Below are 26,655 nucleotides of genomic sequence, written 5' to 3' on the forward strand. Positions count from 1 at the left end.
GTCCCCTTGTACCGAGAAATCCGACCGGTATAATGCGCCGGACAAATTGGTGGGGTGGCTGAGTGGTCGAAAGCGGCGGTCTTGAAAACCGTTGACTGTAACAGGTCCCAGGGTTCGAATCCCTGCCCCACCGCCATATAAAGAAACCCGGCTTCATGCCGGGTTTTTTTATATCTGTTGGGGTGGATTTGGATGAGAACCCCGTTCGAGCCGGAGCGCGGCAGCGCGGAGACCAGCGAGCGCAGCGAAGCTAATCCCGCCTTCCTCTTAATCAAAGAGTCCGGCATACACTGGATTTTTTATGGGATTGGGGTAGCCCTGGATGAGAACCCCCGTTCGACTCGGAGGGCACCAGCCCGGAGAGCCGCGAGCGCAGCGAAGCGCATCCCTGCCCCACCGCCAGACAAAAGAACCCGGCTTATGCCGGGTTTTTTTGTATGGGGATGGGGCAGCCCTGGATGAGAACCCCGTTCGAGCCGGAATGCGCCAGCACGGAGACCAGCGAGCGAAAGCGAAGCTAACCCTTTACTTCCGCATCATGAGAGATCCCGGCTTGTATCGGTTTTTAAAGTGCTCGCCTACGCTTGAATCCTGCCAAACTGCCTAGGGCGTTAGATCGGCTCAATCTGCATCTGCCTCGGAATACGAATATTCAAATGGACCTGCAACTCAGAACTTCGGCGTAACTTCTCGTACGGGCGGAATATCTTTTGTCCGCAGTGGCATCGACTGCACACCCTTCAAATCGTCCCAATTGACCTTCTTCATATCAATGGACCTAACGGTCCGGTTGTCGTCGGTATGGTAGTAAATCATTAGGTTCTTGATGTCGAAGGACATGGTGTACTGGGTCGAGCCGTATTTAACCGGCTCAAAACCCTTGGGCACATGGTCGCCCGCCCCTTCGATGGGGAGATTGAAGTTATCGAGGATCCGGAACACCTCACGCGTGGTGTCGAACCCGCCCTGCGTCTTGCGCGCCATCTCTCTCCAGGCGGCAGCACGGACGAAGCGCGAGGGCGGCGTGTAATCGCCTGGGAGGCCGATCAGCCCGCTGCCGACACCGATCTGTGTCAGCTTGAGATCGTTGACCTTGATGGGCGGCACGTCAGTCTGGCGCAGGTTCACATAATTGCGCAGGTTGGTCAGGTGCCAGTCATAGCCCGGAGAGTTGGTCATGACGCCGATTGTGGTTTCATAAATGTTCAGTTTGCCATCTAGATACTCCACCACAATTTCCGCTCCGGATGCATCGGTGATGGCGTAATGTACGGGTGCCGGAATGCCGAGGGCCGGTTCGACCACGGGGACAACGCGAATTTTTTTCAGGCCGGTTTTCACCTCGGCCACTGTAGCGAACTGGCTCGCCAGATACGCCATTAGGTCGGTGGGGCTCATCGAAATGTTAGCCTGGTCCGGATCGTAGGTCTGATACTTGGCAAAGTCGGGCAAGTAGAGGAGATTGATGGCCAGCCCCCGCTCGTTCATCACATCTGCGTAAGCGCTGTCGCGGATGATCGTGATGCCTCCGAGGGCATACTTGGTTGTCCAGGATGCGCCGGCCTTACCGTCGGGCATTGGCATCGATTTCATTTCTACCCCGCGGGGCGTAGCCGTAAAGGCTAAATGATTGAACTCGAATACGCCCCACTCCATGGTCCGGGAAGGGTGGGAAGACCCATCGGCGCCGACCAGCCTCACATAAGTACACGCCTGGACCGACGGCAAAGGCACAAGCAGGATGAACGAGAGCAAAAGGAGGGAAGAATTGAAGCGGGTCATTGGCGTTTCCTTCCACTTTCTGTGGTTCGTTGCTCTTTCGGTGATGTCGCGGCTGGTACCGCCGGAACGACCGATGCCGCGTAGTGCTACGCCGCAGGTAGTGTCACAAAGGCAATGGCTATAGCCATCACCGACAGCTATTGAAACTCTTCAATAATCAAAGCCGTTTTCGTCAATGCATTGCTTAATCTAGAGATCTTGGCCGACATCTACAGAGACGAGGGTATTTATCTGACGATTTATCCTCTCAATAAGTTACAGCTTGGAGGATGCTGGCAACGTCGATTGAAAATAGTGGCGATCAATCTCAGAACAAAAAATAGATGTCCATGTGGAGCTTTCTTACTCACCTCGACAGGTTGGAATGGAGCTAGCATTTCTTGCACCAAAAGATCCCCCACCCCAATTGTGGAACTTGTCACTTGAACGCTCTTGTTCCACGTGGATCGGTTGTAAATTGAGCCAATTTAGCCCGTATCCCGCCAGGACATATGGCGCTACTTTCATTCAGTGGGAAAATTAATTTCAACCAAAATACTGCAATTACCGAGTTAAATTGCTCTCGCATTTGAGAATGGCAGATCGGTAACCGGCGCTCTTCGCTTTCTCCCGCCCGCCTATTTTCCTTGCGCTCATCGCGTCGTTCTATTCATTGGTCTTTAAACAGAAATACGCGCCAGAGTGCCTACACCCGAAAATTCGGCCAATCCTGATCTAATCTGATACCGAAGCATTCGGTGAAAAATGTCACGTCAGCTTTGGTAGAAAGCGGCGTCCGCTTACCTTGCACAATACCGCTCTATCGCAGGATCACCCCAGGAGTACCTTAATGACCAGCAAACCCGAATTGTTAATACCCGGCAATTGCCAGCTGATATTTATTGACCAGCAACCGCAGATGGCCTTCGGCGTGCAGTCCATCGATCGCCAGGTTCTCAAAAATAATGTCGTGGCACTGGCCAAGGCGGCGAAGGTTTTCAATATCCCGACAACGATCACCACAGTGGAAAGCGAAAGTTTTTCAGGACACACCTACCCCGAACTGCTGGCGGTTTTTCCCGAGCACCCGCTGCTTGAGCGGACCTCGATGAACTCCTGGGACGACCAGAAAGTCCGCGATGCACTGGCCAAAAATGGTCAGAAAAAAGTGGTGGTATCAGGACTCTGGACAGAGGTCTGCAACAACACCTTCTCTTTCGATGCCATGCGTGAAGGCGGCTATGAAATCTATATGGTGGCCGATGCCTCCGGCGGGACATCGAAAGAGGCCCACGACTATGCCATGCAACGCATGATCCAAGCCGGTGTAGTGCCAGTAACCTGGCAACAGGTGATGCTGGAGTGGCAGCGGGATTGGGCCCACCGGGATACATACGATGCGGTCATGGATATTGTCCGCGAACATTCCGGCGCTTACGGCATGGGTGTCGATTATGCCTACACCATGGTGCACAAAGCCGACGAGCGGGTGAAACACGGTCCGGTTCAGGAGCCTGTGCCCGCCAAGAAATAGCAGCAGTCCCCTACTGTGAAAGCCGAATATCCGGGCGCGACACCAAACAATCCGCGCCCTCACCCAACCCGGCGGTGACTTGACTCCTAACCCGCCCGCCAAACAACCAGCAAGGTATCTTCAATGAGCACTCGCTATATACGCCTCGACAAGAATGACGCCGCTGTTCTATTCGTGGATCACCAGGCCGGTCTTCTGTCGCTGGTGCGGGATATTCCCCCGGACAAGTTCAAGAACAATGTCCTCGCCCTGGCCGATGCCGCGGCCTACTTCAAGCTTCCAGCCATCCTGACCACCAGTTTCGAAGACGGCCCCAACGGGCCCCTTGTTCCGGAATTGAAGGAGAAGTTTCCGCAAGCCCCCTACATAGCGCGGCCCGGACAGATCAATGCGTGGGACAACGAAGACTTTGTCGCAGCCGTGAAAGCGACCGGTAAAAAGCAGCTGCTGATCGCCGGTGTTGTCACCGAGGTCTGTGTCGCCTTCCCTGCCCTCTCGGCAATCGAGGAGGGACTTGAGGTATTCGTGGTGACCGATGCCTCCGGAACCTTTGACGAACTGACCCGCCACTCCGCCTGGAACCGCATGGCCGAAGCCGGCGCCCAGCTGATGACCTGGTTTGGTGTGGCCTGTGAGCTGCACCGCGACTGGCGCAATGACGTTGAAGGGCTGGCTACTCTGTTGAGCGACCATATTCCGGACTACAGGAACCTGATGACCAGTTACAACACGGTGACCAGTTCCAAGTAGGCCTGCCATGTTGCACAACCATTCTGCCAGTGATTGAAGGCTGTTATTGAGGTAACCGCATGTCTGATTCATCCAACGATAAAACTGGCACCGGCAAGGGTGGCCCCACACGCCGACATGTGATCAAGGGATCTGCCGCGCTCGGCGCCCTGGCTTTTCTGGGGCCGCTCGCGGGCCGCGCCGCTGACCAAAGAGGGAAAATGATGGCCGACACCATTTTGCACAATGGCACCATCACGACTCTGGACGCGAATAAGCCGGAGGTCAGTGCCATCGCCCTCTCCGGTGGTGTGGTGCAGGCCATTGGTGATGAAAAGGAAATCATGCGTTTCGCCAATGACAAAACGCGCGTGATTGATCTCGAGGGCAAAAGGGTGATTCCGGGCCTCAACGACAGCCATATGCACCTGATTCGCGGCGGCCTCAATTACAACATGGAATTGCGCTGGGAAAATGTGCCCTCGCTGGCCGATGCGCTGCGCATGCTGAAAAGGCAGGCCGAGAATACACCGGCACCTCAATGGGTACGGGTGGTGGGAGGCTGGTCCGAATTCCAGTTTGCCGAGCGGCGCATGCCGACGTTGGACGAAATCAACCAGGCGGCGCCGGATACCCCGGTCTTTATCCTGCACCTTTACGCACGCGCGCTGCTCAACAGGGCGGCCCTCAAGGCAGTGGGGATCGACCGCAACACACCGAACCCGCCCGGGGGTGTCATCGAGAAAGATGCCAAGGGCGAACCGACCGGCATGCTGATCGCCAAACCGTCCGCATTGATCCTCTATTCCACGCTGGCGAAGGGCCCAAAACTTTCCCTCGACGACCAGATGAATTCCAGCCGGCACTTTATGCGCGAGATGAACCGGCTGGGTATCACGTCCGTCATCGATGCCGGTGGTGGCGGGCAGAATTATCCCGATGACTACAAGGTAATTCAGAAGCTGCACGACCAGGGCCAGCTGACCGTGCGCATTGCCTACAACCTGTTTGCACAGAAGGCCGGTGAGGAACTGTCGGATTACGAACGCTGGGTCGCCATGACCGAGCCCGGTGCTGGCGATGCGCTGTTGCGAATGAACGGTGCGGGCGAAAACCTGACGTGGTCGGCGGCGGATTTCGAAAACTTCCTCGAGCCGCGCCCGGATCTGGCACCGACAATGGAAAAAGAACTGGAACCGATTGTCGCCCTGCTGGCGGAAAAGGAATGGCCATTTCGCATCCATGCCACTTACGACCAATCCATCGACCGGTTTCTGACGGTATTTGAGCGGGTAAACGGCAAGACCCCGTTTAAGACCCGCTTTATTATCGATCACGCCGAAACGATCAGTGAGCCCAATATGGAGCGAATCCGGGCACTCGGCGGCGGTATCGCGGTCCAGCACAGGATGGCTTTCCAGGGGGAATATTTTGTGGATCGCTACGGTGCCGACGCAGCGAAACACACGCCCCCCATCGCCCAGATGTTAAAAATGGACTTGCCGGTAGGCGCCGGCACCGATGCCACACGAGTCGCCTCCTATGATCCCTGGGTGGCACTCTACTGGTTGACCACCGGCAAGACCGTCGGCGGCCTTGCACTGTACGATTCGAACAACCTCATGGATCGCGAGACGGCGCTGGGGCTCTGGACCAAGGGTTCCGCATGGTTTTCCGGTGAAGAAAAGGTCAAGGGCAGCCTGGCACCCGGACAGTACGCAGATCTCAGTGTCTTGTCGGCCGACTATTTCAAGGTACCCGCGGAAGAGATTCGACAGATCGTTTCGCAATTGACCATCCTGGGCGGTGACATCGTCTACGCTGCCGGCCCCTTTAGCGACCTGGACCCTCCGCTACCGCCGGTCAGCCCGGACTGGAGTCCGGTGAGGAGCGAACCGACGCCGGGAATGCGCGCCTATGGCCGGGTCACAGCGCCTGTCACTGGCGCACGGGCCTGCAGTGATGGCTGTGCCAGCGGTTGCACGCTGCATGGCCACAGCCACCAGATCGCCTGGAATTCGCCGATTCCCGTGGCCGATAAAACCGCATTCTGGGGCGCTCTGGGCTGTTCCTGTTTTGCCTTTTGAAGCCTGCTTATGAGTGAGGAATCCAGGCCGCCAAGCAGTCCAGCGTGGGCGCCCTTCTCCCATATTGCCTTCACCGTACTCTGGACGGCGACAGTGCTTTCCAATATCGGCACCTGGATGAACGATGTCGCGTCGGGGTGGCTGATGACCTCCCTCTCGCCCTCGCCGCTGATGGTCGCGCTGGTGCAGGCCGCAACCAGCGCGCCGGTTTTTCTGTTTGCCCTCACGGCCGGCGCGCTTGCCGACCTGGTCAACCGGCGCCGCCTGTTGATCATCGTGACAGCGGCCATGTCTGTAACAGCGCTGATATTAACCGCGCTGGTGATGGGCAAGCAGATCAATCCATGGCTGCTACTGGTCTTCACTTTTTTGTCCGGCGCCGGGGCGGCGTTCGTGGCTCCTGCGTGGCAGGCTATAGTTCCGCAGCTGGTACCCAGGCCACATCTGTCATCCGCCATCGCTCTTAACGGCGTAGGCGTCAACATCAGCCGCGCCATCGGACCCGCCTTGGCCGGCGCAATCATTGCGGCCTTCGGTATCGGCTGGCCCTACCTGATCAACGCGATCAGTTTCCTGTTTGTGATTGCTGCGCTGCTCTGGTGGAAACCGCCCCCTGAAGAGGAAAGTGACCTGCCCGCCGAACGCTTCTGGAGCGCACTGCGCGCGGGGCTGCGCTATGCAAAAGCGAGCCGTGCCCTGCGCTCGACCTTGATCAGGGCGACCGCATTCTTCCTGTTTGCCAGCGCCTTCTGGGCCCTGCTGCCGCTGGTTGCCCGGCAGGAATTACAGGGCGGCCCGGAACTCTACGGGATCATCCTCGGCGCCGTGGGTGTCGGCGCAGTCGCCGGGGCTTTTTTCCTGCCCCGGCTCGCAAAGAAATTCAGTCCCGATGAACTGGTGGCCCTGGGCACCGTCGGGACGGCTCTGGTGCTGGTAGTCCTGGCAGTCGTCAAGCGCGCCGATGCGGCCATTGCCGCCAGCCTGCTCGCCGGCGCCTGCTGGATCACGGTGCTGTCACGGCTCAATATCTCCGCGCAGATGGCCCTGCCCGACTGGGTCAGGGCGCGGGGGCTGTCGATCTACATAACGGTATTCTTTGGCGGCATGACGCTCGGCAGCGTGATCTGGGGACAGGTAGCGTCACATCTGGACATTTCCACTGCCCAGTTGGGCGCCGCTGCCGGCATCCTCATCGCCGGCGCATTGGCCTGGCGTTTCAAGCTACTGCGCGGTGAGGGGATCGACCACTCGCCCTCGGCTTATTGGCCACAACCCGTGGTTGCCAGCGACGTGGCACTCGATCGCGGACCGGTGATGGTGACCGTCGAATATCTAATCGAGCAGGCCGATCGCGGTGCGTTTATGGCTGCCATGCGCGAACTCAAGGCGTCCCGCAAGCGACACGGCGCTTATGCCTGGGGACTTTTTGAGGATGTGGCACAACCCGGCCGTATGGTCGAATATTTTATCGAGGACTCCTGGGTTGCCCATTTGCGCCACCACCAGCGCATCACCGCGCTCGACAGTGAAATCCAGGGGCGTGCCCGGGCCTTTCACACCGGCGAAAAGGAGCCGCTAGTGACCCACTGGCTGGCACCGGAAGCTCACCGCACCACTATGACAGTCTCACCTGTGGTAGGTGATCCGGGTATGCAATGACAATGGGGCGCTGATTGTTTGATGATGCGATGGATTGCCGTTTCCCTACTCTGCCTTCCGGCCGCCCTCTCCGCGGCAGAGACGTTCACGCTGCCACCGATCAAGAAATTGCGCTTCGAGGAGGACTACAGCGCGTTACGCGACCTGCCCCGTTCTCAGCACTGGCCGCTCTGCTGGAAATTCATCCCCCTGGATCCGCAAGGTGAATCCTATCTGACACTCGGCGGCGAAATTCGTCAGCGCTACGAGTACACCAAGGACCCCCAGTTCGGCGACGCCCCCCAGGATACCCGGGGCGTCTGGTTACAGCGTTATTCATTGTTCGGCGACTGGCACTTGCACAACGGATTGCGCTTTTTCGGCCAGCTGACCAGCGCGCTGGAAGCCGGACGCAGTGGCGGCCCCAGCCCCGTGGATGAGGATCGCCTGGCCTGGCAGAATGCCTTTGTAGACCTGCCGCTCTATCGAAATTACGAGCGAACGCTGACGCTGCGCGCAGGCCGCCAGGAAGTGGTATTGGGGTCCGGTCGCCTGGTGGATGTGCGCGAGGGCCCCAATGTTCGGCGCACCTTCGATGGCTTACGGGGAATTGCGACCCTGCCCGACTGGGACATCAACGCAATCGTCGCGCGTCCGCGCCGCGACCGGCCGGGCACATTCGACGACGGGACTAACGATGAGCTCGCCCTCTGGGGTGTTTACGCCACACGCAAGTCGCTCCCGCGGGGCGGCAACCTGGATATCTATTACCTCGGCTATGAAAACGAGGACGCAATCTATACCCAGGGGGATGGTCAGGAGCACCGCCACTCACTCGGCGCGCGCTTGTGGGGAGAGCGGGACAACTGGCGCTGGAACTGGGAAACGCTGTACCAGTTCGGCCGATTTGATCACGGGGACATCCGCGCCTGGACAGTGGCTTCGGAAACCGCCTACCGCTGGCCCGAAAACTGCTGGCAGCCACAGTTGCGACTCAGCCTCAACATTGCCAGCGGCGATAAAAACCCTGACAACCCGGATCTGCAGACCTTCAACCCCCTATTCCCCCGCGGCAATTACTTTTCCGAGGCGGCCATACTGGGGCCGCGCAATTTCTATAATTTTCATACCTTCGTCGATCTGCAACCCCGCGAGCAATGGGGACTGACCGCGGACCTGAATTTTTTCTGGCGTCTGCAGACCGAAGACGGTATCTACAGCCCCAGTGGCCAGATAGTCCGCAACCCGGATGGCAGCAAGGAGCGTTTTGTCGGCGCGGCACTGTCACTGACCTCCGACTACACGATCCGGCGCGGGCTGGTCTTTACCGCCATTCACACCTTTTTCAGTCCCGGCAGTTTCATTCGTGAAACCGGCCCATCGGAAGACACCGGCTTTACCGAACTGACCCTGCAATTTCGATTTTGACGGGGATCGGCGCTCACTACATCTGGCTTTTCAGATCCTCCAGCGTCAGGGTCGGCTGAGTCCAGATTTCGGCGTCGAGGGCGGCAAACAGCGCTTCATTGTGGGCCATCAGTTTTGCTGGCTGGGTTTCTTCGAAGATAAACACCGCGGCGCGCTTCCCATCGCGCAGGTGAAAGTAGGCCGCCTCTGGCTTGGCGGCATCAATAAAATCCATCAGCGCTTCTTCCATCGTGCCGTCGGCGAAACTGACATTGCCCTTTTCGACCGGTATACGCACTTCCATATACAGGCGCATATTGCTCTCTCCACAAAGTTTGAATCCATGAATTCAAGTGCCTCTCTTAACCATAGAGCGGCAGGCGGAGCTAGTCGCAACAATAGCGACTCGCGCGTCACGCAATGAATGTCCTTCTGCCGGGACTTCTCTGGCTCCCCGGACTGCTAATCCACCCCTTCGCGACACCAATTGGCTAGTCTTTTAGGTGGCAATCGTTAAAAGGCGCGCCCGAAGGACTCGTAAGTAAAGATGTCGGTCAAATACGCCCCGATCTGGATTCTGGCAATCAGCATCCTGGCCGTCGTTGGTGCGCTCAGCCTGTTGCACCACTACGACCTGGATGATCGCCTGATCGAAGTGATGCAGTGGCTGAATGCCCGGGGTTGGCAGGCGAGCCTGCTATTCATCCTGATCATGGCGGCGGCCATCGTGCTGCTGCTGCCGGGCGTGGTTTTTACCATGGGTGCCGGTTTCGTCTTCGGTGTGATCAAGGGCATGCTGCTGGTCGTTGCCGGGACCGTACTCGGCTCGACGATCGCCTTCCTGATTGCGCGCTATGTGGTTGGTGAACGGCCATCGCGCTGGCTGATGTCCCATGTCCGTCCGCCGCACCTGGGGGAGGTGATCCGGGAGGAAGGCTGGCGCATGATCATGCTGACGCGGCTGGTGCCGCTGTTTCCATTCAAGCTGTCCAACTATTTTTTCGGGCTGACGCCGGTGCGCCTGTGGGACTTTGTGTTAGGGAATATGCTCGGGATCATTCCCATCACTCTGAACAATGTGTACCTGGGCTCGATTGCCGCTGACCTGACTACCCTTGGGCAGACGGGTCCGGAACGCACGCCGCTCCAGTGGGCACTCTATGGCACCGGTTTTGTATTGGCGGTGATCGGCCTGATCGGACTGACGCGCATCGCGCGACGTGTCCTCGCGCAGAAAATTGATAGAGAGGATCTCTGATGCCCTGGATGAAATGGCTGCCCTGGCGGTTCTTCGTGCGCAAATTTGCCACTGCGCACGGCTTCCTCGATCCACTCTCGGTCATGGCGCGGTTGCAGCGCTTCGCCGAACCCTCGGAAGTAGCGGAGCCCATCGAATTGCTGCGTGCCGGAGTAATTTTCCACGCCCGCGCCCTGATGAACAGCAAGGTTATCCAACACAACCTGGACTGGGTCTGGCCCTACTGGATTCAGCGGCAGTTCGATCCCTACGACAGCGCGTTTATTCCGCGCGCCTTTTCCATCACCCACTGCAACCTGAGCCACCGCAACTGGACCGCTGTGGGCATACCCGACTGCGAGGAGATGCCCATTGTCGATCCGCGCGGAATGCTGACACCCCATTACGATGGCTGGTCGATTGATGCCTGGGTGTTGGAAGACGGCGGCGAGCCCCTGTTACCGGCCACGCTCGAGGACTGCGCCCAGCGCCTCGAGATGAATGACAATATCGCCGTCGTGACCGAATCTGCACAGGGCGGCGCACGCCTGACCAATTCCGCCAGCGTGGAGCGGGACAGCAGTGACAGCCATTGCCTGATGCGACTGCACGCCACCAGCGATGCCGGGGGCTGGCTGGTTGTCGCCTTGCGCCCGTGCAATGCCGAGGGGGTCAGCTTCATTCACAAGGTCCGCCTCGACGACAGCCGCCACCACTGGATGATTGAAGACAAACTGGCGGTGGATTTCGGCCGCGCCGTCGACCGTCACCTCGCCTCCGATTACCGCGGCGGCGATATCTTTCTGCACCTCGATGATCAGGGCGGCCGCACCCACGGCGAGTGCGACGTGGGCATGGCGACGGCCGGCGCCCTGTTCCGGATAGAACCCGGCCAGCCGCTGAATGTGGAGGTAAAAATCCCCCTGTACAGCGGCCGCCACAAGGGCAGCTTGCCCGCCAACTGGCCGGACAACCTGAAAGACCACTGCGCCATGACAGTGCCGGATCCGCAGTTTCAATTTCTCTACGACGCAGCGATCCGCACGCTGGTGCTGCACTCTCCGAAAGATGTCTATCCCGGCCCCTACACCTACAAGCGGTTCTGGTTTCGCGATGCCGCCTTCATGATCCAGTCGCTGTTGTACGCTGGCCTGGTGGAACGGGCGGAGCGGGCCCTGGATCAGTTTGCCCCGCGGCAGAAACGCGACGGATTTTTCCACTCCCAGGACGGCGAATGGGATTCCAACGGCGAAGCGCTGTGGATTTACGATCTCTACTGCCAGCTCACCAACCGCAAGTTGAAAGGTGTGTGGCGCGAACCGGTCCTGCGTGGCGCCCGCTGGATCGACGCCAAGCGTCAGCCCAAGGGCCGCGGTCGTTGCGGCGGTCTGCTGCCGGCGGGATTCAGCGCCGAACACCTGGGACCAAACGACTGCTACTACTGGGATGATTTCTGGGGCGTGGCTGGACAGCGCGCCGCCGCTGCCATCTGTACCCGGGAGGGAATGGATAGTGACAGCACAACACTCAACGCCCAGGCGGATGATTTTCAGCAAACCATCGATAAAAGCCTCGCCGGCTGTGCCGAGCGCCTCGGCCGGGCCGCCATGCCCGCCTCTCCCAACCGGCGTCTCGATGCCGGTGCCATCGGGTCTATTGCCGCGGGTTATCCGCTGCAGCTCTATCCGCCCGATGACCCGCGTCTGACCGATCTGGCGGAATTCCTGATCGACCAGTGCTTCGTGCACGGGGGCTTTTTCCAGGACATGATCCACTCCGGGATCAACGCCTACCTGACGCTGCACATTGCCCAGGTGCTGTTGCGCGCCGGCGATACCCGTTGCGTTGAGCTGATGCGCAGTGTCGCCAAGCTGGCGTCGCCAACCGGCCAGTGGCCCGAGGCCATTCACCCGCATTCGCTCGGTGGCTGCATGGGCGACGGCCAGCACGCCTGGGCCGCAGCCGAATGGGTGGCGATGCAGCGCAATTGCTTCGTGCGCGAGGAAGGCGATACGCTGGTGCTGATAGGCGGCCTGCCGCCGGAATGGCTGGCGGATACCGCGGCGGAAGGCCCCATACGTTTCGGACCGGCGCTGACGCGCTTCGGCCGCATCTCGCTGGAAATCACTCCCGGCGCCCAGCCGCGTGTGAGCTGGAATGCCGAGTGGTACCGGCAAGCGCCGCCCATGGAGATACGCGCGCTGGGCTATGTACCGGCCAGCGCGGATCCGGCGACCAGTTACGTGGAGCTTTCCCCTCTGTGAACATCGTCATGCTCACCAATACCTACCTGCCCCACGTGGGCGGTGTAGCGCGGTCGGTGTCAGCCTTCAGCGAGGCCTACCGCGAACGCGGCCACAAGGTTTTAGTCGTGGCCCCCGAATTTGCCCAGCGCGTGAAACACGAAAAAGATGTGCTACGTATTCACGCCATCCAGAATTTCAACGGCAGCGACTTTTCCGTGGCCCTGCCGTTTTCCGGTGACCTCACCGAACGGCTCAATGCCTTCCGCCCGGATATCGTCCACGCCCACCACCCCTTTCTGCTGGGGATGACCGCGTTGCGCATCGCCCGCTCGCGACAGCTGCCGCTGGTCTTTACCCACCACACGCTCTACGAGCGCTATACCCACTATGTCCCGGCAGATTCACAGGCGCTAAAACGCTTTGTGATTGAACTGGCTACCCGCTACGCCAATCTCGCCAGCCTGGTCTTTGCCCCGAGCCAGAGTATCGCCGTACTGCTGCGCGAACGGGGTGTCACCACACCGATTGCGGAAGTGCCCACCGGGGTGGATGTGGCGCAATACCGCGGCGGCGACGGCGGGCGGATACGCCGCGAACAGGGTATTCCCGAAGACGCATTGCTGTTCGGACACCTGGGCCGCCTGGCGGCGGAAAAGAACCTGGGATTTCTCACCGCTGCCGTTGCCGACAGTATGCAGCGCCATCCGCAGGCCCACTTTCTACTTGTAGGCAGCGGCCCCATGGCCACACAAATTCGCGAGAATTTCTCTGCCCGCGGCCTCGGCGCGCGATTGCATATGCCTGGCACGCTCCAGGGTGACGCCCAGCGGGATGCCTATACCGCCATGGACGCCTTTGTGTTTGCCTCCACCAGCGAAACCCAGGGTATGGTGCTGACCGAGGCGATGGCCGCCGGCACCCCGGTCATTGCCCTCGACGCCAACGGCACGCGCGAGGTGGTGCGCGACGGTCTCAACGGTCGCCTCCTACCGCGGGAAGATGAAGCGGAATTTGTCGCGGCAATGGAATGGCTGATGGAGATGCCGCCCGCGGAACGCCAAAAGCTCCGTGCCGAGGCCCTGCGTACGGCGGAAGACTTTTCCATGGACAACTGTGCTGAACGCGCACTGGAGCTCTATGAACCCCTACTCGACCAGCCCTGGTCCCTCGATGATTCCCTCTTTGCCCAGTGGATGCGCCTGCGCAATATGATCGGCGCCCAGTGGGAAATCCTCGAGGGCGTCACCAGCGCGGCCGGCGCCGCCTTTTCCCAACCCCAGCAGCGATAAGCCACTGGTCCGATGTTAAGCCGAATCGAGTCCGCCCTGCGCCGCTGGCGCCGCCGTTTCAGCCGCAGCGAATGGATGGCCCGGATGATGGGCCTGCCGCGCAGCGAGTGCCCGGCCAGTGACCCCGGGCTGATCCTGATCCAGATCGACGGCCTGGCCTATCCGCAGCTGGAAAAGGCGCTGGGCAAGGGAAAGATGCCATTTCTGCGGCGACTGATCCGCAAGGAACACTACCACCTGGAGCACCTCTATCCCGGTGTGCCCTCCACGACTCCCGCAGTACAGGCAGAGCTGTTCTACGGCATCCGCCAGGCGGTTCCCGCGTTCGGTTTCATGTTGCAGGAGTCACAAGAACTCGTGCGCATGTACGACCCGGAAGTGGCCGCCCGGGTAGAAGAAAGACTCACTGCGCAGTGTCGGGATCCTCTACTCAAGGGCGGCAGCTGTTACCTAAGCCTGTTCCGCGCCGGCGCCGAGCACGGCGAGGCGCACTTCTGCCCCGCCGACCAGGGCTGGGGACCGGCCCTGCGGGAAGCGAGCCCCCTCACTGTCATTCTGTTGCTGCTCACCAATGCCTGGAGCCTGGTGCGCACCGGCGCGCTGGTGGTGGTCGAGTTCTTTCTGGCACTGGTCGATTGTGTCCGCGGCGTGATTCAGGGACAGGACCTGATACGCGAACTGATGTTTGTGCCCACGCGGGTGGCCGTAACGATCCTGATGCGGGAACTCTGCACCATCGGCGTCAAGATCGATATTGCCCGGGCGCTGCCGGTAATTTACGTGAACCTGCTCGGCTACGACGAGCAGTCCCACCGCCGCGGACCGCGCTCGGCCTTTGCGCACTGGGTTCTCAAGGGCATTGACGATGCCATTGGGCGCATCTGGCGCGCCGCGCACCGCTCCGACCGGCGCCACTACGACGTGTGGATCATTTCCGACCACGGTCAGGAACAGACCCAACCCTACGAGGAGCGCTTTGGCCGCAGCCTGGGTGATGCCCTGAGCGAGGCCCTGGCGGACCTGCCCAGTGGTGCAAATGATTACCGCAGTAGCGGCCAGCGCGGCCATCAGCTGGAGCGGGCGCGGCTGTTCGGCAGCGAGTGGATCGAAAAATTGATTCCGAGCGACGCGGAACCTCACACCGAGAGCGATGCGCCGCTGGCACTGGCCGCGCTCGGACCGGTGGCGATGCTGTACAACGTCGAGTTGAACGGGTTCGGCCGCGAGAAAGTGGCCCAGCTGATCGTGGAAAAGGCCCAGGTGCCGCTGGTCCTGTACAAAACAGCTCCCGAAGACCCCGAGTCACCGGTTCACGGCTGGTGGCGAGAGGGTCCCATCCGCCTACCCGAAGACGGACCGCGCATCGTCGGGCGCGGACACCCCTTTCCCGAGGAGACCGCCGCCGACATGGCTCAATTGTGCCACCACGAGGATGCCGGCGACTTCATGATGTTCGGCTGGTGCGACGGCGCGGAACCGATGACCTTTGCCATGGAGAACGGCAGTCACGGTGGAGCCGGTCCCAACGAAACCCACGCCTTCGCCCTGATGCCGGAAGATATACCGCCGCCGGACCCGAATCGGGGACATTGGCGACCGGAAGAACTGCGCTCGGCGGCGCGGGCATTTCTCCGCGGCGCAAAGCCCCGGCCGACGCGGCCCCGCGCGGGCAAGGTCAAAACCCTGCGGGTCATGACCTACAACGTGCACAGCTGTCAGGGTATGGACGGCAAATTGTCCCCCCAGCGGATCGCGCGGGTCATCGCCCGTTATCACCCGGACGTGGTCGCCCTGCAGGAGCTGGATGTCATGCGCGAGCGCAGCGGTGGTCTCGACCAGGCCGAGCGCCTGGCGCGACTGCTGCAGATGGACTTCCAGTTCCACCCGGCGCTGCACGTGGAGGAAGAGCGTTATGGCGACGCCATACTCACTCGCCTGCCGATGCGCGTCGTGAAGAAAGACATCCTGCCGGGACCGCCGCCGGGCAAGGCAGGTCTCTTCAATCCGGCCGCTGACGAGCCCCGCGGCGCGGTGTGGATCGAGGTGGAACACGACGGCCGCAAAGTACATATCCTGAACACGCACCTGGGCCTGTCCAAAGCCGAGCGCCTGAACCAGGTGGAAGCGCTGTTGGGGCCCGAATGGCTGTCGCATCCACAGTGTCAGGGGCACAAGGTACTGGTGGGCGATTTCAATGCATTGCCGAACGCCGCCGAGATCAAGCGCCTGCACGGTCACCTGCGCGACGCGCAGATCGAGGCCCCCAACCACACGCCCCAGGGCACATTCTTCAGCCGCATGCCCAAGGTCCGCATCGACCACATCTTCGTGTCGCCCGAAGTGAAAGTGCACCGCATTCTTGTGCCCCGCACCGAACTGACGCGCCAGGCTTCCGATCACCTGCCACTGATCGCCGATATCGAACTGCCCGATGAAGGATGAAGCGGATGTCGTCTATTGCGGATTGATTTTCCGGCGAATCGCCCCAATCATGGGTATAAGGCCCAGCGCCATTGCTAACTCGAGACGGCGCCGTGAACTGAAGGACCGACTTGATGGTCTATATCACTGGCTATATGATTCTTCCATCGTTCAATAGCAGGAGTTGCTAATGCAGCCGCAAGTTTATTCAACAACCCGTGCAGTGGATCGCTCGGAATCGGCCAAGGTTTTGCGCAACACTTACGCGTTGCTGGCAATGACCGTTCTGTTCAGTGCTTTTACCGCCGGTATCGCCATGGCCATCAACATGGGCCGCGGCATGAGCCTGATCTGCTCCCTCGGTGCCCTGGCACTGATCTGGTTTGTCCTGCCGCGCACCGCCAATTCCGGCAAGGGTGTCGGCGTCGTGTTTGCATTCACCGGTCTGCTGGGTGCATCCCTCGGCCCGATGCTGAACCACTACCTCGGCATGGCTGGTGGCGGCCAGATTGTCATGCAGGCACTCGGAACCACCGCGCTGATCTTCTTTGCCCTGTCCGCCTATGTGCTGACTACCCGCAAAGACTTCAGCTTTATGGGCGGCTTCCTGTTTGTCGGCCTGATCGCCGCGGTAGTCTGCTCACTGGGCTTCGTGATCGCCGGTATGTTCGGCGTTTACCTGCCGCTTGCCAGCGTGGCCCTGAGCGGTGTTATCGCCCTGCTGTTCTCCGGTTTCATCCTGTATGACACCAGCGCGATCATCCACGGCGGTGAGACCAACTACCTGATGGCGACCACCCGCCTGTACCTGGATATCCTGAACCTGTTTACCAGCCTGCTGCACATCATCGGCTTCGCATCCGACGATTAAAGCGGTGGCTTTAGTCACCCGGTAGCAGTCAATGCCCCGCCCCGCGGGGCATTTTACTATCTGGCAATCTATGAAATTTTCCCTGGCGGTTTACGGCGCCCCGCACGCCTCCCAATCCGCGGCCACCGCGCTGCGCTTCGCCCGCGCGCTGCTGGCTGCCGGGCACGAGCTGTATCGCGTGTTTTTCTACTGCGACGGCGTGCACAATGGCAGCGCCCTATCCGCGCCACCGCAGGATGAGGCCGACATTGCCGAGGGCTGGCAGGCACTGCAGCGTGCGCACAAGCTGGATCTGGTGGTGTGTATCGCCGCCGCCCAGCGCCGCGGCGTCCTCAATTCGAGCGAGGCCAACCGGCTGGAAAAACCCGCTGCAAATCTGGCCGAGGGATTCGAGCTGGCGGGGCTCGGCCAACTCGCCGACGCCGCAGTCAATTCCGACCGCCTGATCACTTTCGGGCAATAGGAGGTATCGCAATGGCCAACCGCACTCTGGCAATCTGTCGCCAGGCGCCCTACGGCAGCGCTCTCGCCCGCGAGGGACTGGAAGCCGTGCTCGCCGCTGCGGCCATGGATCAGTCTCCGGAATTGCTGTTTGTGAACGACGGCGTCTTCCAGCTGCTCGATGGCCAGGAACCGGCGGCCATCGAGCAGAAAAGCCTGCAGCGCAACCTGCAGGCCCTGCCGATGTTCGGCGTGGAAACCCTGCATGTCTGCAAACTCAGCCTTTCCCAACGGGGTATCGATCCAGCGCAGCTGCAAATAACCGGCGCAGAGATTGTACTGGTCGTCGATGTCGGTAAATTTATCGCCGGTTTTGATATCGCGCTGAATTTTTAACGGAGCCGGAATGACACTGCATATCGTCAGCAAATCGCCATTCAGCTCGAGTGCACTGAGCGACTGCGCCAATGCCGTCCGGGATGGCGACGCGCTGTTACTGATTGAGGACGGCGTTTACGCACTGAGCAGGGAAATGCCGGAAAAGCTCGCCGCCGCCAAACTCTATTGCCTGGCAGCGGACGCCGCCGCCCGCGGGCTGGCGGTGCCCGGCTCAATCGAAGCCATCGACGACGCCCGCTGGGTGTCGCTCTGTACCGAACATCATCCCGTCGTCAGCTGGTTCAAGTGATGAGTAACATCGAAATAGAAGGCCGCCAGATAGCACTCGACAAGGAGGGCTTCCTACGCAACCGCGAGGACTGGAGCCCCGCCGTGGCCAAACACCTCGCCGAAGCCGAAGGTATCACCCTGACGGAGGCGCACTGGCAGGTGATCGCCCTGCTGCAGGATTTCTACCGTGAATTTGAGTTGTCCCCGGCCATGCGCCCACTGGTGAAATATGTGGGCCAGCACCTGGGTGCGGACAAGGGCCGCAGTATCTACCTGATGCAGTTGTTTCCTCCAAGCCCCGCCAGGATCGGCAGCAAGATCGCCGGTCTGCCCAAGCCTACAAATTGCCTCTGATCGCCTAGACGTGCAGTATCACCCGCCGGTGGCCGCGGTGGTGACGGTGCTCCCACAGGTACAGTCCCTGCCAGGTGCCCAGTAGCAGGCGCCCGCCCAGTACGGGCACGGACAGGCTGGTGGCGGTCAGCGCCGCCTTGATGTGGGCCGGCATATCGTCCGGGCCCTCGAGAGTGTGCGTGTACAGGGGGTCGTTTTCCGGAACCAGCCGGTTCAGCCAGTTTTCCAGGTCGACCTGCGCCGAGGGATCCGCATTCTCCTGAATCAGCAGACTGGCAGAAGTGTGCTGGATAAACAGCGTACACAACCCTTCATCCGCACCCTGCCCGGCCAGCCAGTCGGCCACCTGTTCGGTAAACTCGTGTAGGCCCTGGCCCCGCACTAAGATCTCTAACTGGCCAATTGCCATGTGTACTCCTTTCTGGCCGCAGTATGCGCGGACCGCTATAATCCGCGCCCGCCCAATCTTGTCACAAACGAATTCTAGTATGGCCATTCATCGCGTTAACACCGACGACTACAACGAACAGCTCGCGCAGAAGGCCGCGCGCCTGAGCGAGGCCTACCGGGATTATACCGACCTGGCTCCCGAGCTGTTCCCATCGCCACCGATCCACTATCGGCTGCGGGCAGAGTTCAAGGTGTGGCACGAAAAAGGGGTGGCCCACTACGCGATGTACCGCCAGGGCGAGTACAAGCAGCCGTTTATCATCGACGAGTTCACCGTAGGGTCTGAATTGATCAATGCCCTGATGCCGAAGGTACTGGAGGCCGTCAACCGCAGCGATACGCTCAAGAAGCGACTGTTTTCGGCCGAGTTCCTGACCACCCTGAGCGGCGATGCACTGATTACGCTGATTTACCACAAGAAGCTCGATGACCAGTGGGAGTCGGAAGCCCGCGCGCTGCAGGAAATGCTCGGCTTCCCCATTCTCGGGCGCTCGCGCAAACAGAAGGTGGTGTTGGAGCGGGATTACGTCATTGAAAAGCTGCCGATCGGCGATAAAACCTACCAGTACAAACAGGTAGAAGGCAGCTTCACCCAGCCGAACGGGGAAATCTGCCGCGCGATGATCAGCTGGGCGAAAGACGCCTGTGCCGACAGTAGTGGAGACCTGCTGGAGCTTTACTGCGGCAATGGCAACTTCACCATTCCGCTGTGCGAACATTTCGACAAGGTGCTGGCGACGGAGATTTCCAAAGTCTCGGTCAACGCCGCGCAGGAAAATATCGTGGCGAATGGCGTCGACAACCTGGATATCGTGCGGCTGTCGAGCGAGGAATTTACCCAGGCCATCGACAAGGTCCGGCCCTTCCGCCGCCTGAAGGATATCGACCTGGACAGCTATGAGTTTTCCACCGTACTGGTGGACCCGCCCCGCGCCGGCCTCGACGCCGATACCTGCGCGATGGTCGCGCGCTTCCCGCGCATTCTGTATATCTCCTGCAACCCGGAGACACAGCTGGAAAACCTGGCGGAACTCAGCAAGACCCACCGGGTGGAGCGCTTCGCACTGTTTGACCAGTTCCCGTATACCGACCATACGGAATCCGGACTGTTACTGGTGCGCAAATAGAGTGATCGCAGCCGCGGGCTGCGATCGATCTTTCCCTATTTTTTAGAATTCCCGGCCGAGAGTCCTTGTACCGTACATCGCAGCGTTACCGGAACTGCTGTGATCGACCATCTGATCCGAAGCCTGAAGGAGTACGGTTACAAGCGCCTGTTAAGGCTGATTATAAAGTCACCAATGGCTCTGCCGGAGCGAGAACAATCTCAAAAATAGAAATGACGTTGTGATTTTAGGGTAAATTTCCGAGAAAAATTTGCGCTTCATGTATCCGAAATTGAACAGCATCTATATTCCGTTTGTGTACGCTTTATACCGCGCCAATAATTTCATCTAAAGAGTCTCCGCAATGGCCCTTCTAGCTCGACACATTTCCACGGAGACTTTAAAACGGTTCAACAAAACAGAGAATATGATGCTTTTCGACAATCAGTTTGATTTTCTGAATGAGTGAGACCTGGAGCCGAGACCTCTTCCCCGAGGCATGAGGAATCTAAGATTATTCAAGAACAAATTCATTTGTTGGCACCCGTCAAATATCTGTAACTTGAAGAAAACCTAACGAGGTCACGAACTAATCTCCCGCCCGATTCTAAACAGTTCCAGTCCACTGAACGGGCCCTGGAGCTCCATTTGCCGTCCTGCCACGGCCAGAGATCCGATAGCAACAGGCGCAAGACCCACGTCCTCGACGATGCTCATGACATCTTGGACAGCTCGGGCATCATCACCGGCGACAAATAGAACCCGCTTCAACTCTTTCGCGGGCAAAGGCGCGAACATTTTCTCGATCGGCAGCGTATTAAAAGCCTTGACGACCCGCGCGGTGGGTGCGAGACGCGCAACAATTTCACTACCGCTATCGTTTCCCAGGTCTTCGATCTGGAAGTCGGGCGCGTAAGAGGTGAAGATATTCGTAGCATCGACGATGATCCGGCCATCCCAGTCCACATCCTGACCGAGCACCTCGCGCACCTTGGTCCACGGCACTGCCAATAAGACAAGGTCATTGTTTAGCGCCTCTTCCAGTGAAGCGGCCTGCAGCGGCACGCCTGCATCGGCGACCCGAGGCACGAGCGAATCCACCCCTCGGCTATTGGCAATTTGCACGGAGTGCCCCTTGTCAGCCAGTTTTGTGGCGAGCGTCCATCCGACGGTTGCGGCGCCAATAACTCCGATCTTCATACGGAACCCTCCAGCGCGAAGCGCGCCTCTGTTTGAGATTCAACTTTCTGCCGACTAGCTGGCAGCATTTCACGATCCCCTGGCAAGCTCTCCCTAATATTATCGTCTCGAACCAAGAGCGCCTTTGAGATGGCAAGAGCACAGAGAGTGACAACCGTTGCCAGAGTAAGGAAAGTCCACTGGAAGGCACTGGCATAGGTCGCCAGCACACCGGTGCTCATAGGCGTTTCCCCAGTCAGGTCTCGAGCAAATACGAGAGCGGATACCGTTTCTGATGGAAGACGAAGTTGGAGCAGTTCAACAAGCAGCGCGGTTGTGACGACGATGGCAGTTCCCTCGCTGACCAACCGGGAAGTACCAAAAAATCCCACCGCCATTCCTGCGCGTTCATTGGGCACAACGGCCACGGCGAGGCCATCCATCAAGCCCCACGGAAAGGAGATTCCCACCCCTATCAACAGCAATGGCGGCGCGAACGCCAGTGCGCTTGCGCCCACCGGAACAAATGCAAGCCAGGTCAGCCCCGCTGCCGTTGCGACCAGTCCGCCAGCGCAGAGGCCACCGGCAGAAATCCACCGGGTCAGCTGACCCGCCAATATGGGCACGAAAATAATCGGCAGGCAGAGTGGTAGCAGTGCCAGTCCAGACTCCCCTTCGCCCATGCCTTCGACACCCATAAACCGGAATGGCAACAGCGCCAGAGGAGCGATAAACCCAAAACCGGCAGCCAGGGGTAGCGCCTGCAGCCCGACGAAGCGGCCGTGGCGGAACAAGCCCAGATCAAGCATGGGGCGATCATGTTTTCGCTCAACCAGAATGAAAAGCGCCAGTGAGACCGCCGCGCCGAGCAGCATGATCAGCACGAGCGGATGACCCCAGCCGCGCTCCGGCGCGTCGATCAAGCCGTACGTCAACAGGATCAGCATCAGCATGAACGACAGTGTTCCGGGAATATCTAGGCGATTCGCGTGCGGATCTTTCGATTCCGCCATGCGTGCGTGGCGTACGAGCACCAAGACCCCTGCCCCGAGAAATGCACCCAGCAGGAACACCAATCGCCAGCTGGCGTATTCCACCGTGAAGCCGACAAAGATCGGCCCCATGGCAAATCCGGCACCGAAGCTAGCCCCCAATAGTGCGAAGGCCTTCAACTGTTCAGGTCCGCGATAGGCGTGCGCCACCGCCGCTGCTGCCGCCGCCATTGCCAGTGCGGCCGCGGCACCCTGCACGCCGCGCAATATATCAAGCGCCAGGATATTCCAGGCCGCAGCAGCGGCTACCGACGCGAGGATGTATAGCACCACCCCGAGAAGCATGGTGCGCTTGCGTCCGTAGCGATCCGCAGCCGTGCCCGCAGCCATCACGCTGGCGCCGAAAACCAGTACAAATGCATTGATAACCCAGGTGGCCGCAACGCGCCCAGCTCCTAATTCGGCAGCGATTTCGGGCAGGGCAACACCGATCCCCGTGTAGGTCAGAGTGACGGCGAAGCCACACACACAGAGTGCAAACAGCAATGCACCGCGCCGCGCAGTTGGCGTTGGCGTTGGCGTTGGCATAGGAACTCCTAGGAATGAGCGGGAGAGTAGCCAACCGGCTTCCCTCCCACCTGTGAGACAGGTATTCATTGGCGGTGCAGACTTGCGGTAGCGTGGTGCCTAACAGAGTAGCGCTGCCCGCACCGTGGATTTAAATCTGGGCCAGGCCGCCGTCGGCAAACAGTTCAGTGCCATTGACGAAACTGCTTTCGTCCGAGGCCAGGAACAGTGCTGCCTTGGCGATTTCGCTCGGCTGCCCCACGCGGCCCAGCGGTACCATATCGGCAAAGCCATCCAGCAATCCCTGCGCCTGCTCGGACGGCACCAGACCGGTCAATCCGGGTGTTTCCACCGGACCGGGGCTCAGGGTATTGACGCGAATACCGCGCGGCTTGAGATCCAGTATCCAGTTGCGGGCGAAGCTGCGTACCGCTGCCTTGCTGGCCGCGTAGACACTGAAGTTTTCAGTGCCGCTACTGCCAGCGGTAGAGCCGGTAAGAATGATCGAAGCACCCTCGCGCAGTAGGGGCAGCGCCTTCTGAACAGTGAACAGCATCCCTTTGACGTTAATACCAAAAATACGATCGAACTGTTCCTCGGTGATGGCGCCCATGGGCAGGAAGTCACCGCCGCCGGCGTTGGCAAAAACAATATCCAGATGACCCGCTTTTTCTGCGATCTCTTCGTAGATGTGGTCCAGGTCTTCCATTTTGGAAATATCCCCGCGAATACCGATTGTGCCCGGCCCCGCTGCGGCCACGGCCTCTTCCAGCTCGGCCTGGCGGCGCCCGGTGATGAACACCGTTGCACCCTGTGCCGCAAACTCCTGTGCAGTGGCTCGACCAATACCCGTGGTGCCACCGGTAATCAGTGCGACTTTACCTTCAAGTCTTTTACTCATGATGAATCTCCTCTTGTGAATAAACCTTTGTGCAGCGCTGGAGTGCCCTGTCCAATGCACACGCGATTGCTAGAGTGTCCTAGTGAGGTTCCACATCCGCCGACTGCTGCGTCAGCGACCTCTGGCGACAAGGCCATTTCGAACCCACGCTGCGAACTATAGGGTTCAAACTATGGACGCGTTAGCCCAGAATCAGTAGTATCAGTTTCAACCAAATGGAATAGGAGATGCCGTGGAGACCCTGGGAAACCTGACTTCCTTCGTGCGCGCGGCCGAAGTGCTTAACTTCTCCGAGGCCGCCAGGCGGCTGGGAATCTCCGCCGCCGCGGTGAGCAAGAATGTAGCTCGGCTGGAGAGCAATCTCGGCACCCGCCTGTTCCACCGAAGCACCAGGCGCCTGACCCTGACCGAGGCCGGGGAGCGCTTTTACGCTGAGGTGGCCGACAGTCTCGACAACATCCAAGCCGCCATTGCCCGAATCGATGAAGCGCGACAAGTACCTGCTGGCCGACTGCGGGTCAGCCTGTCCCCCTCTTTCGGCATGACACATGTGCTACCCCTGTTGGCCGACTTTAAACAGCGCTACCCTGAAGTCGTGCCCGACTGGCACTTCGAGAATCGTCGCGTCGACCTGGTTGCGGAGGGGTTCGATGCCGCCATCAGCGGCGCCGTTGAGCTTGTGCCCGGCGTGGTTGCGCGGGAGCTGTGCAAGCTGCATCTGGTGGCCGTCGCCTCGCCAGCCTTCCTGAAAGCAAACCCCATTCCTCAGGTCCCGGACGATCTCGCGACTCTGGACGGTATCGTCGTACGCTCGACCCACACCGGCAGATTACGCAGCTGGACCCTGCAACATAGCGACGGATCCACCTGCGATGTCAGCCTCAAACCCTCGGTGATTATGAATGACCCCGAAGCCATATCCCGCTGCGCGGTCTTGGGCCTCGGTGTTACGCTAGCACCAATGGATTGCGCCTACGACTGGCTTCAACGGGGGGAACTGGTACGACTGCTGCCGGACTGGCATGTAGATCTGGGGGCCGTCGTGGTCTACTACTCCGGCCAGAAACTGCTGCCTTCCAAGACCCGGGCTTTTATTGATTTCCTTGTAGAGCATTGCCAGAGAGAACTGGCACCACGTTTTCGCGCTGTTTGATGCCCCTCTAGTCGATGCTCAAGACACCGTACCGGCACCCTGAGCCGCATAGTCCAGTAACATCAGAAATACTGAACGACTTTTTTGCCATGTCGAAAAGTTGGCCAGCAAACCTTTCTAGAGCCGCCACCCGATTATTCACCGTAGTGGTCAAAGTTAAAAATCAGATCACCGCGTAGTTCGCGCGAAATACCTGCCAAACCAAATTGTCAGCCGAGCGACTAAAGCTCTCCTATCGAGTATTTTTAACACCCTACTGGCGCCACAGTATGGCCCTCCCACAATAGGTAGAGTGCCCCTATATTTTGCTATTCGTCCTGAACACTTTCTTGGTGCAAGGCACCCGCACTCCGCCAGCAGTAGCCAATATTTCGCAGAGGAAGTTCTTGCAGTGGTTTACCATTTTGCCGATTCTGGTCTACATGGGCAAAATGGAGAGCAGAGTGAAAGAGAAGATTTTGGAAAGTTCAATTAGGATTTTCGGGAAATATGGGTTTAAGAAAACCACAATGATGGATCTCGCAAGAGCAGCGGACCTGTCTAAACAAGGGATCTACTTGCATTTTACAAGTAAGGAAGAGCTGTTCATTGCCGCCACCACTCACTATCTGAATACTGGCCTGGAACTTGTCGACCGAGCTCTGGCCGAGACCGAGCTAACCCTGGAGCAACGAATCCTGAACGCAATGAATGCTTGGTTCGGACGTCACTATGACACTTACCTGAACGGTACTTGGGATGTAATCTCTACAGCTAACAGCATTTCCCAGCACGACGTCGAAAGTTACAAGAACGATTTCCAAAAAAAACTCACCAGCGCTCTTCAAGCCAGTTTGCCAAAATCTGCGCTAGGAAAATGCACAGCGAGAGAAATCGCTCAGACCCTTTTTATCTGTGGGCTCGCATGGAAGGAGCAACATGAATCAAAGGAAGCCTTCCTCAATCAAATATCTACATGCATTAAAGTCTGCTGCAGAGGCTCAGGAGAAAAAGTGTGACAACCGTATTAGTAACTGGTGGATCCGGCTTCATTGCGAGCCACTGCATCGTAGAACTTCTCAAGAAAAACTACAACGTTCGCGTTACGTTGAGAAACAAATCAAGAATTGAATACGTGCGAGGAATGATAAAGGCTGGAGGTGTGACAGATCTTTCGAAATTATCCTTTCATATCGCAGATCTAAACTCGGATGACGGGTGGAAAGAAGCTTTAGATAGTGTTTCCTACGTAATGCATATTGCCTCTCCCTTCCCTTCCGGCCAGGTAAGAGACAAAGAAAAAGTCATTACAACAGCCTCACAAGGTACACTGCGCGTGTTGAAGTTTTCAGAGTCTGCACGGGTAAAGAGGGTCATTTTGACCTCCTCGTTCGGTGCTATTGGCTACGGGCACCCAAGAAGTAAACTCTCTTATTCAGAAAATGATTGGTCCGACACCAAAAATACAGCGTTAAGCCCATACATCAAGTCCAAGACCATGGCCGAAAAACTCGCATGGGAGTATATCCGCACAAGCGAGTCCGCATTGGAGCTTTCCGTAATCAACCCGGTCGGTGTTTTTGGCCCAACACTGGGAAGCAGGCTTTCGAGCTCACTTACATTAATCCAGATGATGCTAGAAGG

At 58.9% G+C, this 26,655-nt stretch carries 24 protein-coding genes and 1 tRNA gene; 19 read left to right on the top strand and 6 right to left on the bottom strand.

Annotation, left to right across the window (positions count from 1 at the left end; genetic code table 11):
• Positions 1-48 precede the first annotated feature (48 nt).
• Positions 49-136 (top strand) — tRNA-Ser (locus IG168_RS10695).
• A gap of 533 nt (positions 137-669) precedes the next feature.
• On the opposite strand, the gene IG168_RS10700 is transcribed toward IG168_RS10695, so the two are convergent.
• Positions 670-1,782 carry a linear amide C-N hydrolase gene (locus IG168_RS10700; protein ID WP_193164373.1) on the bottom strand — a complete coding sequence of 371 codons (1,113 nt, stop codon included), beginning with the start codon at positions 1,780-1,782 and terminating at the stop codon, positions 670-672.
• 829 nt (positions 1,783-2,611) lie between these two features.
• On the opposite strand from IG168_RS10700, the gene IG168_RS10705 reads away from it, so the two are divergent.
• The 5 genes from IG168_RS10705 (at position 2,612) to IG168_RS10725 (ending at position 9,177) form a co-directional block, all read left to right on the top strand.
• On the top strand, positions 2,612-3,295 hold the full coding sequence (locus tag IG168_RS10705) for a hydrolase (RefSeq protein ID WP_193164374.1): 684 nt from the start codon (positions 2,612-2,614) through the stop codon (positions 3,293-3,295).
• Positions 3,296-3,418: 123 nt separating this feature from the next.
• Positions 3,419-4,045: an isochorismate family cysteine hydrolase YcaC gene (gene ycaC / locus IG168_RS10710; RefSeq protein ID WP_193164375.1), complete on the top strand. Its 627-nt coding sequence runs from the start codon at positions 3,419-3,421 to the stop codon at positions 4,043-4,045.
• Between the two features lie 59 nt (positions 4,046-4,104).
• Positions 4,105-6,111 (top strand): amidohydrolase, encoded by a 2,007-nt coding sequence (locus tag IG168_RS10715; protein WP_193164376.1) that lies wholly within the window; start codon positions 4,105-4,107, stop codon positions 6,109-6,111.
• A gap of 9 nt (positions 6,112-6,120) precedes the next feature.
• On the top strand, positions 6,121-7,770 hold the full coding sequence (locus tag IG168_RS10720; protein WP_193164377.1) for an MFS transporter: 1,650 nt from the start codon (positions 6,121-6,123) through the stop codon (positions 7,768-7,770).
• Between the two features lie 21 nt (positions 7,771-7,791).
• On the top strand, positions 7,792-9,177 hold the full coding sequence (locus tag IG168_RS10725) for an alginate export family protein (RefSeq protein ID WP_193164378.1): 1,386 nt from the start codon (positions 7,792-7,794) through the stop codon (positions 9,175-9,177).
• Between the two features lie 16 nt (positions 9,178-9,193).
• On the opposite strand, the gene IG168_RS10730 is transcribed toward IG168_RS10725, so the two are convergent.
• The gene (locus IG168_RS10730; protein WP_193164379.1) at positions 9,194-9,472 is read right to left on the bottom strand and encodes a hypothetical protein; all 279 of its coding nucleotides are present in this window, start codon (positions 9,470-9,472) and stop codon (positions 9,194-9,196) included.
• A 231-nt stretch (positions 9,473-9,703) separates the two neighbouring features.
• On the opposite strand from IG168_RS10730, the gene IG168_RS10735 reads away from it, so the two are divergent.
• The 9 genes from IG168_RS10735 (at position 9,704) to IG168_RS10775 (ending at position 18,684) form a co-directional block, all read left to right on the top strand.
• Positions 9,704-10,414 carry a TVP38/TMEM64 family protein gene (locus IG168_RS10735; RefSeq protein WP_193164380.1) on the top strand — a complete coding sequence of 237 codons (711 nt, stop codon included), beginning with the start codon at positions 9,704-9,706 and terminating at the stop codon, positions 10,412-10,414.
• A complete protein-coding gene (locus tag IG168_RS10740) occupies positions 10,414-12,657 on the top strand; it encodes a hypothetical protein (RefSeq protein WP_193164381.1) in 2,244 nt (747 codons plus the stop codon). Before IG168_RS10735 ends, IG168_RS10740 begins: the two co-directional genes overlap by 1 nt.
• Positions 12,654-13,928, top strand: a complete 1,275-nt coding sequence (locus IG168_RS10745) for a glycosyltransferase (RefSeq protein WP_193164382.1) — start codon at positions 12,654-12,656, stop codon at positions 13,926-13,928. The genes IG168_RS10740 and IG168_RS10745 overlap by 4 nt, the downstream gene beginning before the upstream one ends.
• A gap of 12 nt (positions 13,929-13,940) precedes the next feature.
• Positions 13,941-16,370: an endonuclease/exonuclease/phosphatase family protein gene (locus IG168_RS10750; protein ID WP_193164383.1), complete on the top strand. Its 2,430-nt coding sequence runs from the start codon at positions 13,941-13,943 to the stop codon at positions 16,368-16,370.
• Positions 16,371-16,539: 169 nt separating this feature from the next.
• Positions 16,540-17,220: a Bax inhibitor-1/YccA family protein gene (locus tag IG168_RS10755; protein ID WP_193164384.1), complete on the top strand. Its 681-nt coding sequence runs from the start codon at positions 16,540-16,542 to the stop codon at positions 17,218-17,220.
• Positions 17,221-17,290: 70 nt separating this feature from the next.
• Positions 17,291-17,683 (top strand): sulfurtransferase complex subunit TusD, encoded by a 393-nt coding sequence (gene tusD, locus IG168_RS10760; RefSeq protein WP_193164385.1) that lies wholly within the window; start codon positions 17,291-17,293, stop codon positions 17,681-17,683.
• Positions 17,684-17,694: 11 nt separating this feature from the next.
• Positions 17,695-18,057: a sulfurtransferase complex subunit TusC gene (gene tusC, locus IG168_RS10765; protein WP_193164386.1), complete on the top strand. Its 363-nt coding sequence runs from the start codon at positions 17,695-17,697 to the stop codon at positions 18,055-18,057.
• Positions 18,058-18,067: 10 nt separating this feature from the next.
• On the top strand, positions 18,068-18,349 hold the full coding sequence (gene tusB, locus IG168_RS10770) for a sulfurtransferase complex subunit TusB (RefSeq protein WP_193164387.1): 282 nt from the start codon (positions 18,068-18,070) through the stop codon (positions 18,347-18,349).
• The gene (locus IG168_RS10775) at positions 18,349-18,684 is read left to right on the top strand and encodes a TusE/DsrC/DsvC family sulfur relay protein (protein WP_193164388.1); all 336 of its coding nucleotides are present in this window, start codon (positions 18,349-18,351) and stop codon (positions 18,682-18,684) included. Before tusB ends, IG168_RS10775 begins: the two co-directional genes overlap by 1 nt.
• A 4-nt stretch (positions 18,685-18,688) precedes the next feature.
• Here IG168_RS10775 and IG168_RS10780 read toward each other — a convergent pair whose 3' ends face one another.
• Positions 18,689-19,093, bottom strand: coding sequence for a secondary thiamine-phosphate synthase enzyme YjbQ (locus tag IG168_RS10780; protein ID WP_193164389.1), 405 nt, complete (start codon positions 19,091-19,093; stop codon positions 18,689-18,691).
• A 79-nt stretch (positions 19,094-19,172) separates the two neighbouring features.
• On the opposite strand from IG168_RS10780, the gene trmA reads away from it, so the two are divergent.
• Positions 19,173-20,261, top strand: coding sequence for a tRNA (uridine(54)-C5)-methyltransferase TrmA (gene trmA, locus IG168_RS10785; protein ID WP_193164390.1), 1,089 nt, complete (start codon positions 19,173-19,175; stop codon positions 20,259-20,261).
• A 561-nt stretch (positions 20,262-20,822) separates the two neighbouring features.
• Here trmA and IG168_RS10790 read toward each other — a convergent pair.
• From IG168_RS10790 to IG168_RS10800, 3 genes are all read right to left on the bottom strand, one after another.
• Positions 20,823-21,440, bottom strand: coding sequence for an NADPH-dependent F420 reductase (locus IG168_RS10790; RefSeq protein ID WP_193164391.1), 618 nt, complete (start codon positions 21,438-21,440; stop codon positions 20,823-20,825).
• Entirely contained in the window at positions 21,437-22,999 is a 1,563-nt protein-coding gene (locus tag IG168_RS10795; protein ID WP_193164392.1) for an MFS transporter, read from the bottom strand. Before IG168_RS10795 ends, IG168_RS10790 begins: the two co-directional genes overlap by 4 nt.
• A 130-nt stretch (positions 23,000-23,129) precedes the next feature.
• The gene (locus IG168_RS10800) at positions 23,130-23,879 is read right to left on the bottom strand and encodes an SDR family oxidoreductase (RefSeq protein WP_193164393.1); all 750 of its coding nucleotides are present in this window, start codon (positions 23,877-23,879) and stop codon (positions 23,130-23,132) included.
• Between the two features lie 232 nt (positions 23,880-24,111).
• On the opposite strand from IG168_RS10800, the gene IG168_RS10805 reads away from it, so the two are divergent.
• The 3 genes from IG168_RS10805 to IG168_RS10815 all read left to right on the top strand — a co-directional run.
• Entirely contained in the window at positions 24,112-25,032 is a 921-nt protein-coding gene (locus tag IG168_RS10805) for a LysR family transcriptional regulator (RefSeq protein WP_193164394.1), read from the top strand.
• A 443-nt stretch (positions 25,033-25,475) separates the two neighbouring features.
• Positions 25,476-26,030 (top strand): TetR/AcrR family transcriptional regulator, encoded by a 555-nt coding sequence (locus IG168_RS10810; protein ID WP_193164395.1) that lies wholly within the window; start codon positions 25,476-25,478, stop codon positions 26,028-26,030.
• Positions 26,027-26,655: NAD-dependent epimerase/dehydratase family protein (locus tag IG168_RS10815; RefSeq protein ID WP_193164396.1), on the top strand; the 629-nt coding region annotated here is incomplete at its 3' end. The genes IG168_RS10810 and IG168_RS10815, both read left to right, overlap by 4 nt.

Source organism: Microbulbifer hainanensis (genome assembly GCF_014904735.1).
Taxonomy (GTDB): domain Bacteria; phylum Pseudomonadota; class Gammaproteobacteria; order Pseudomonadales; family Cellvibrionaceae; genus Microbulbifer; species Microbulbifer hainanensis.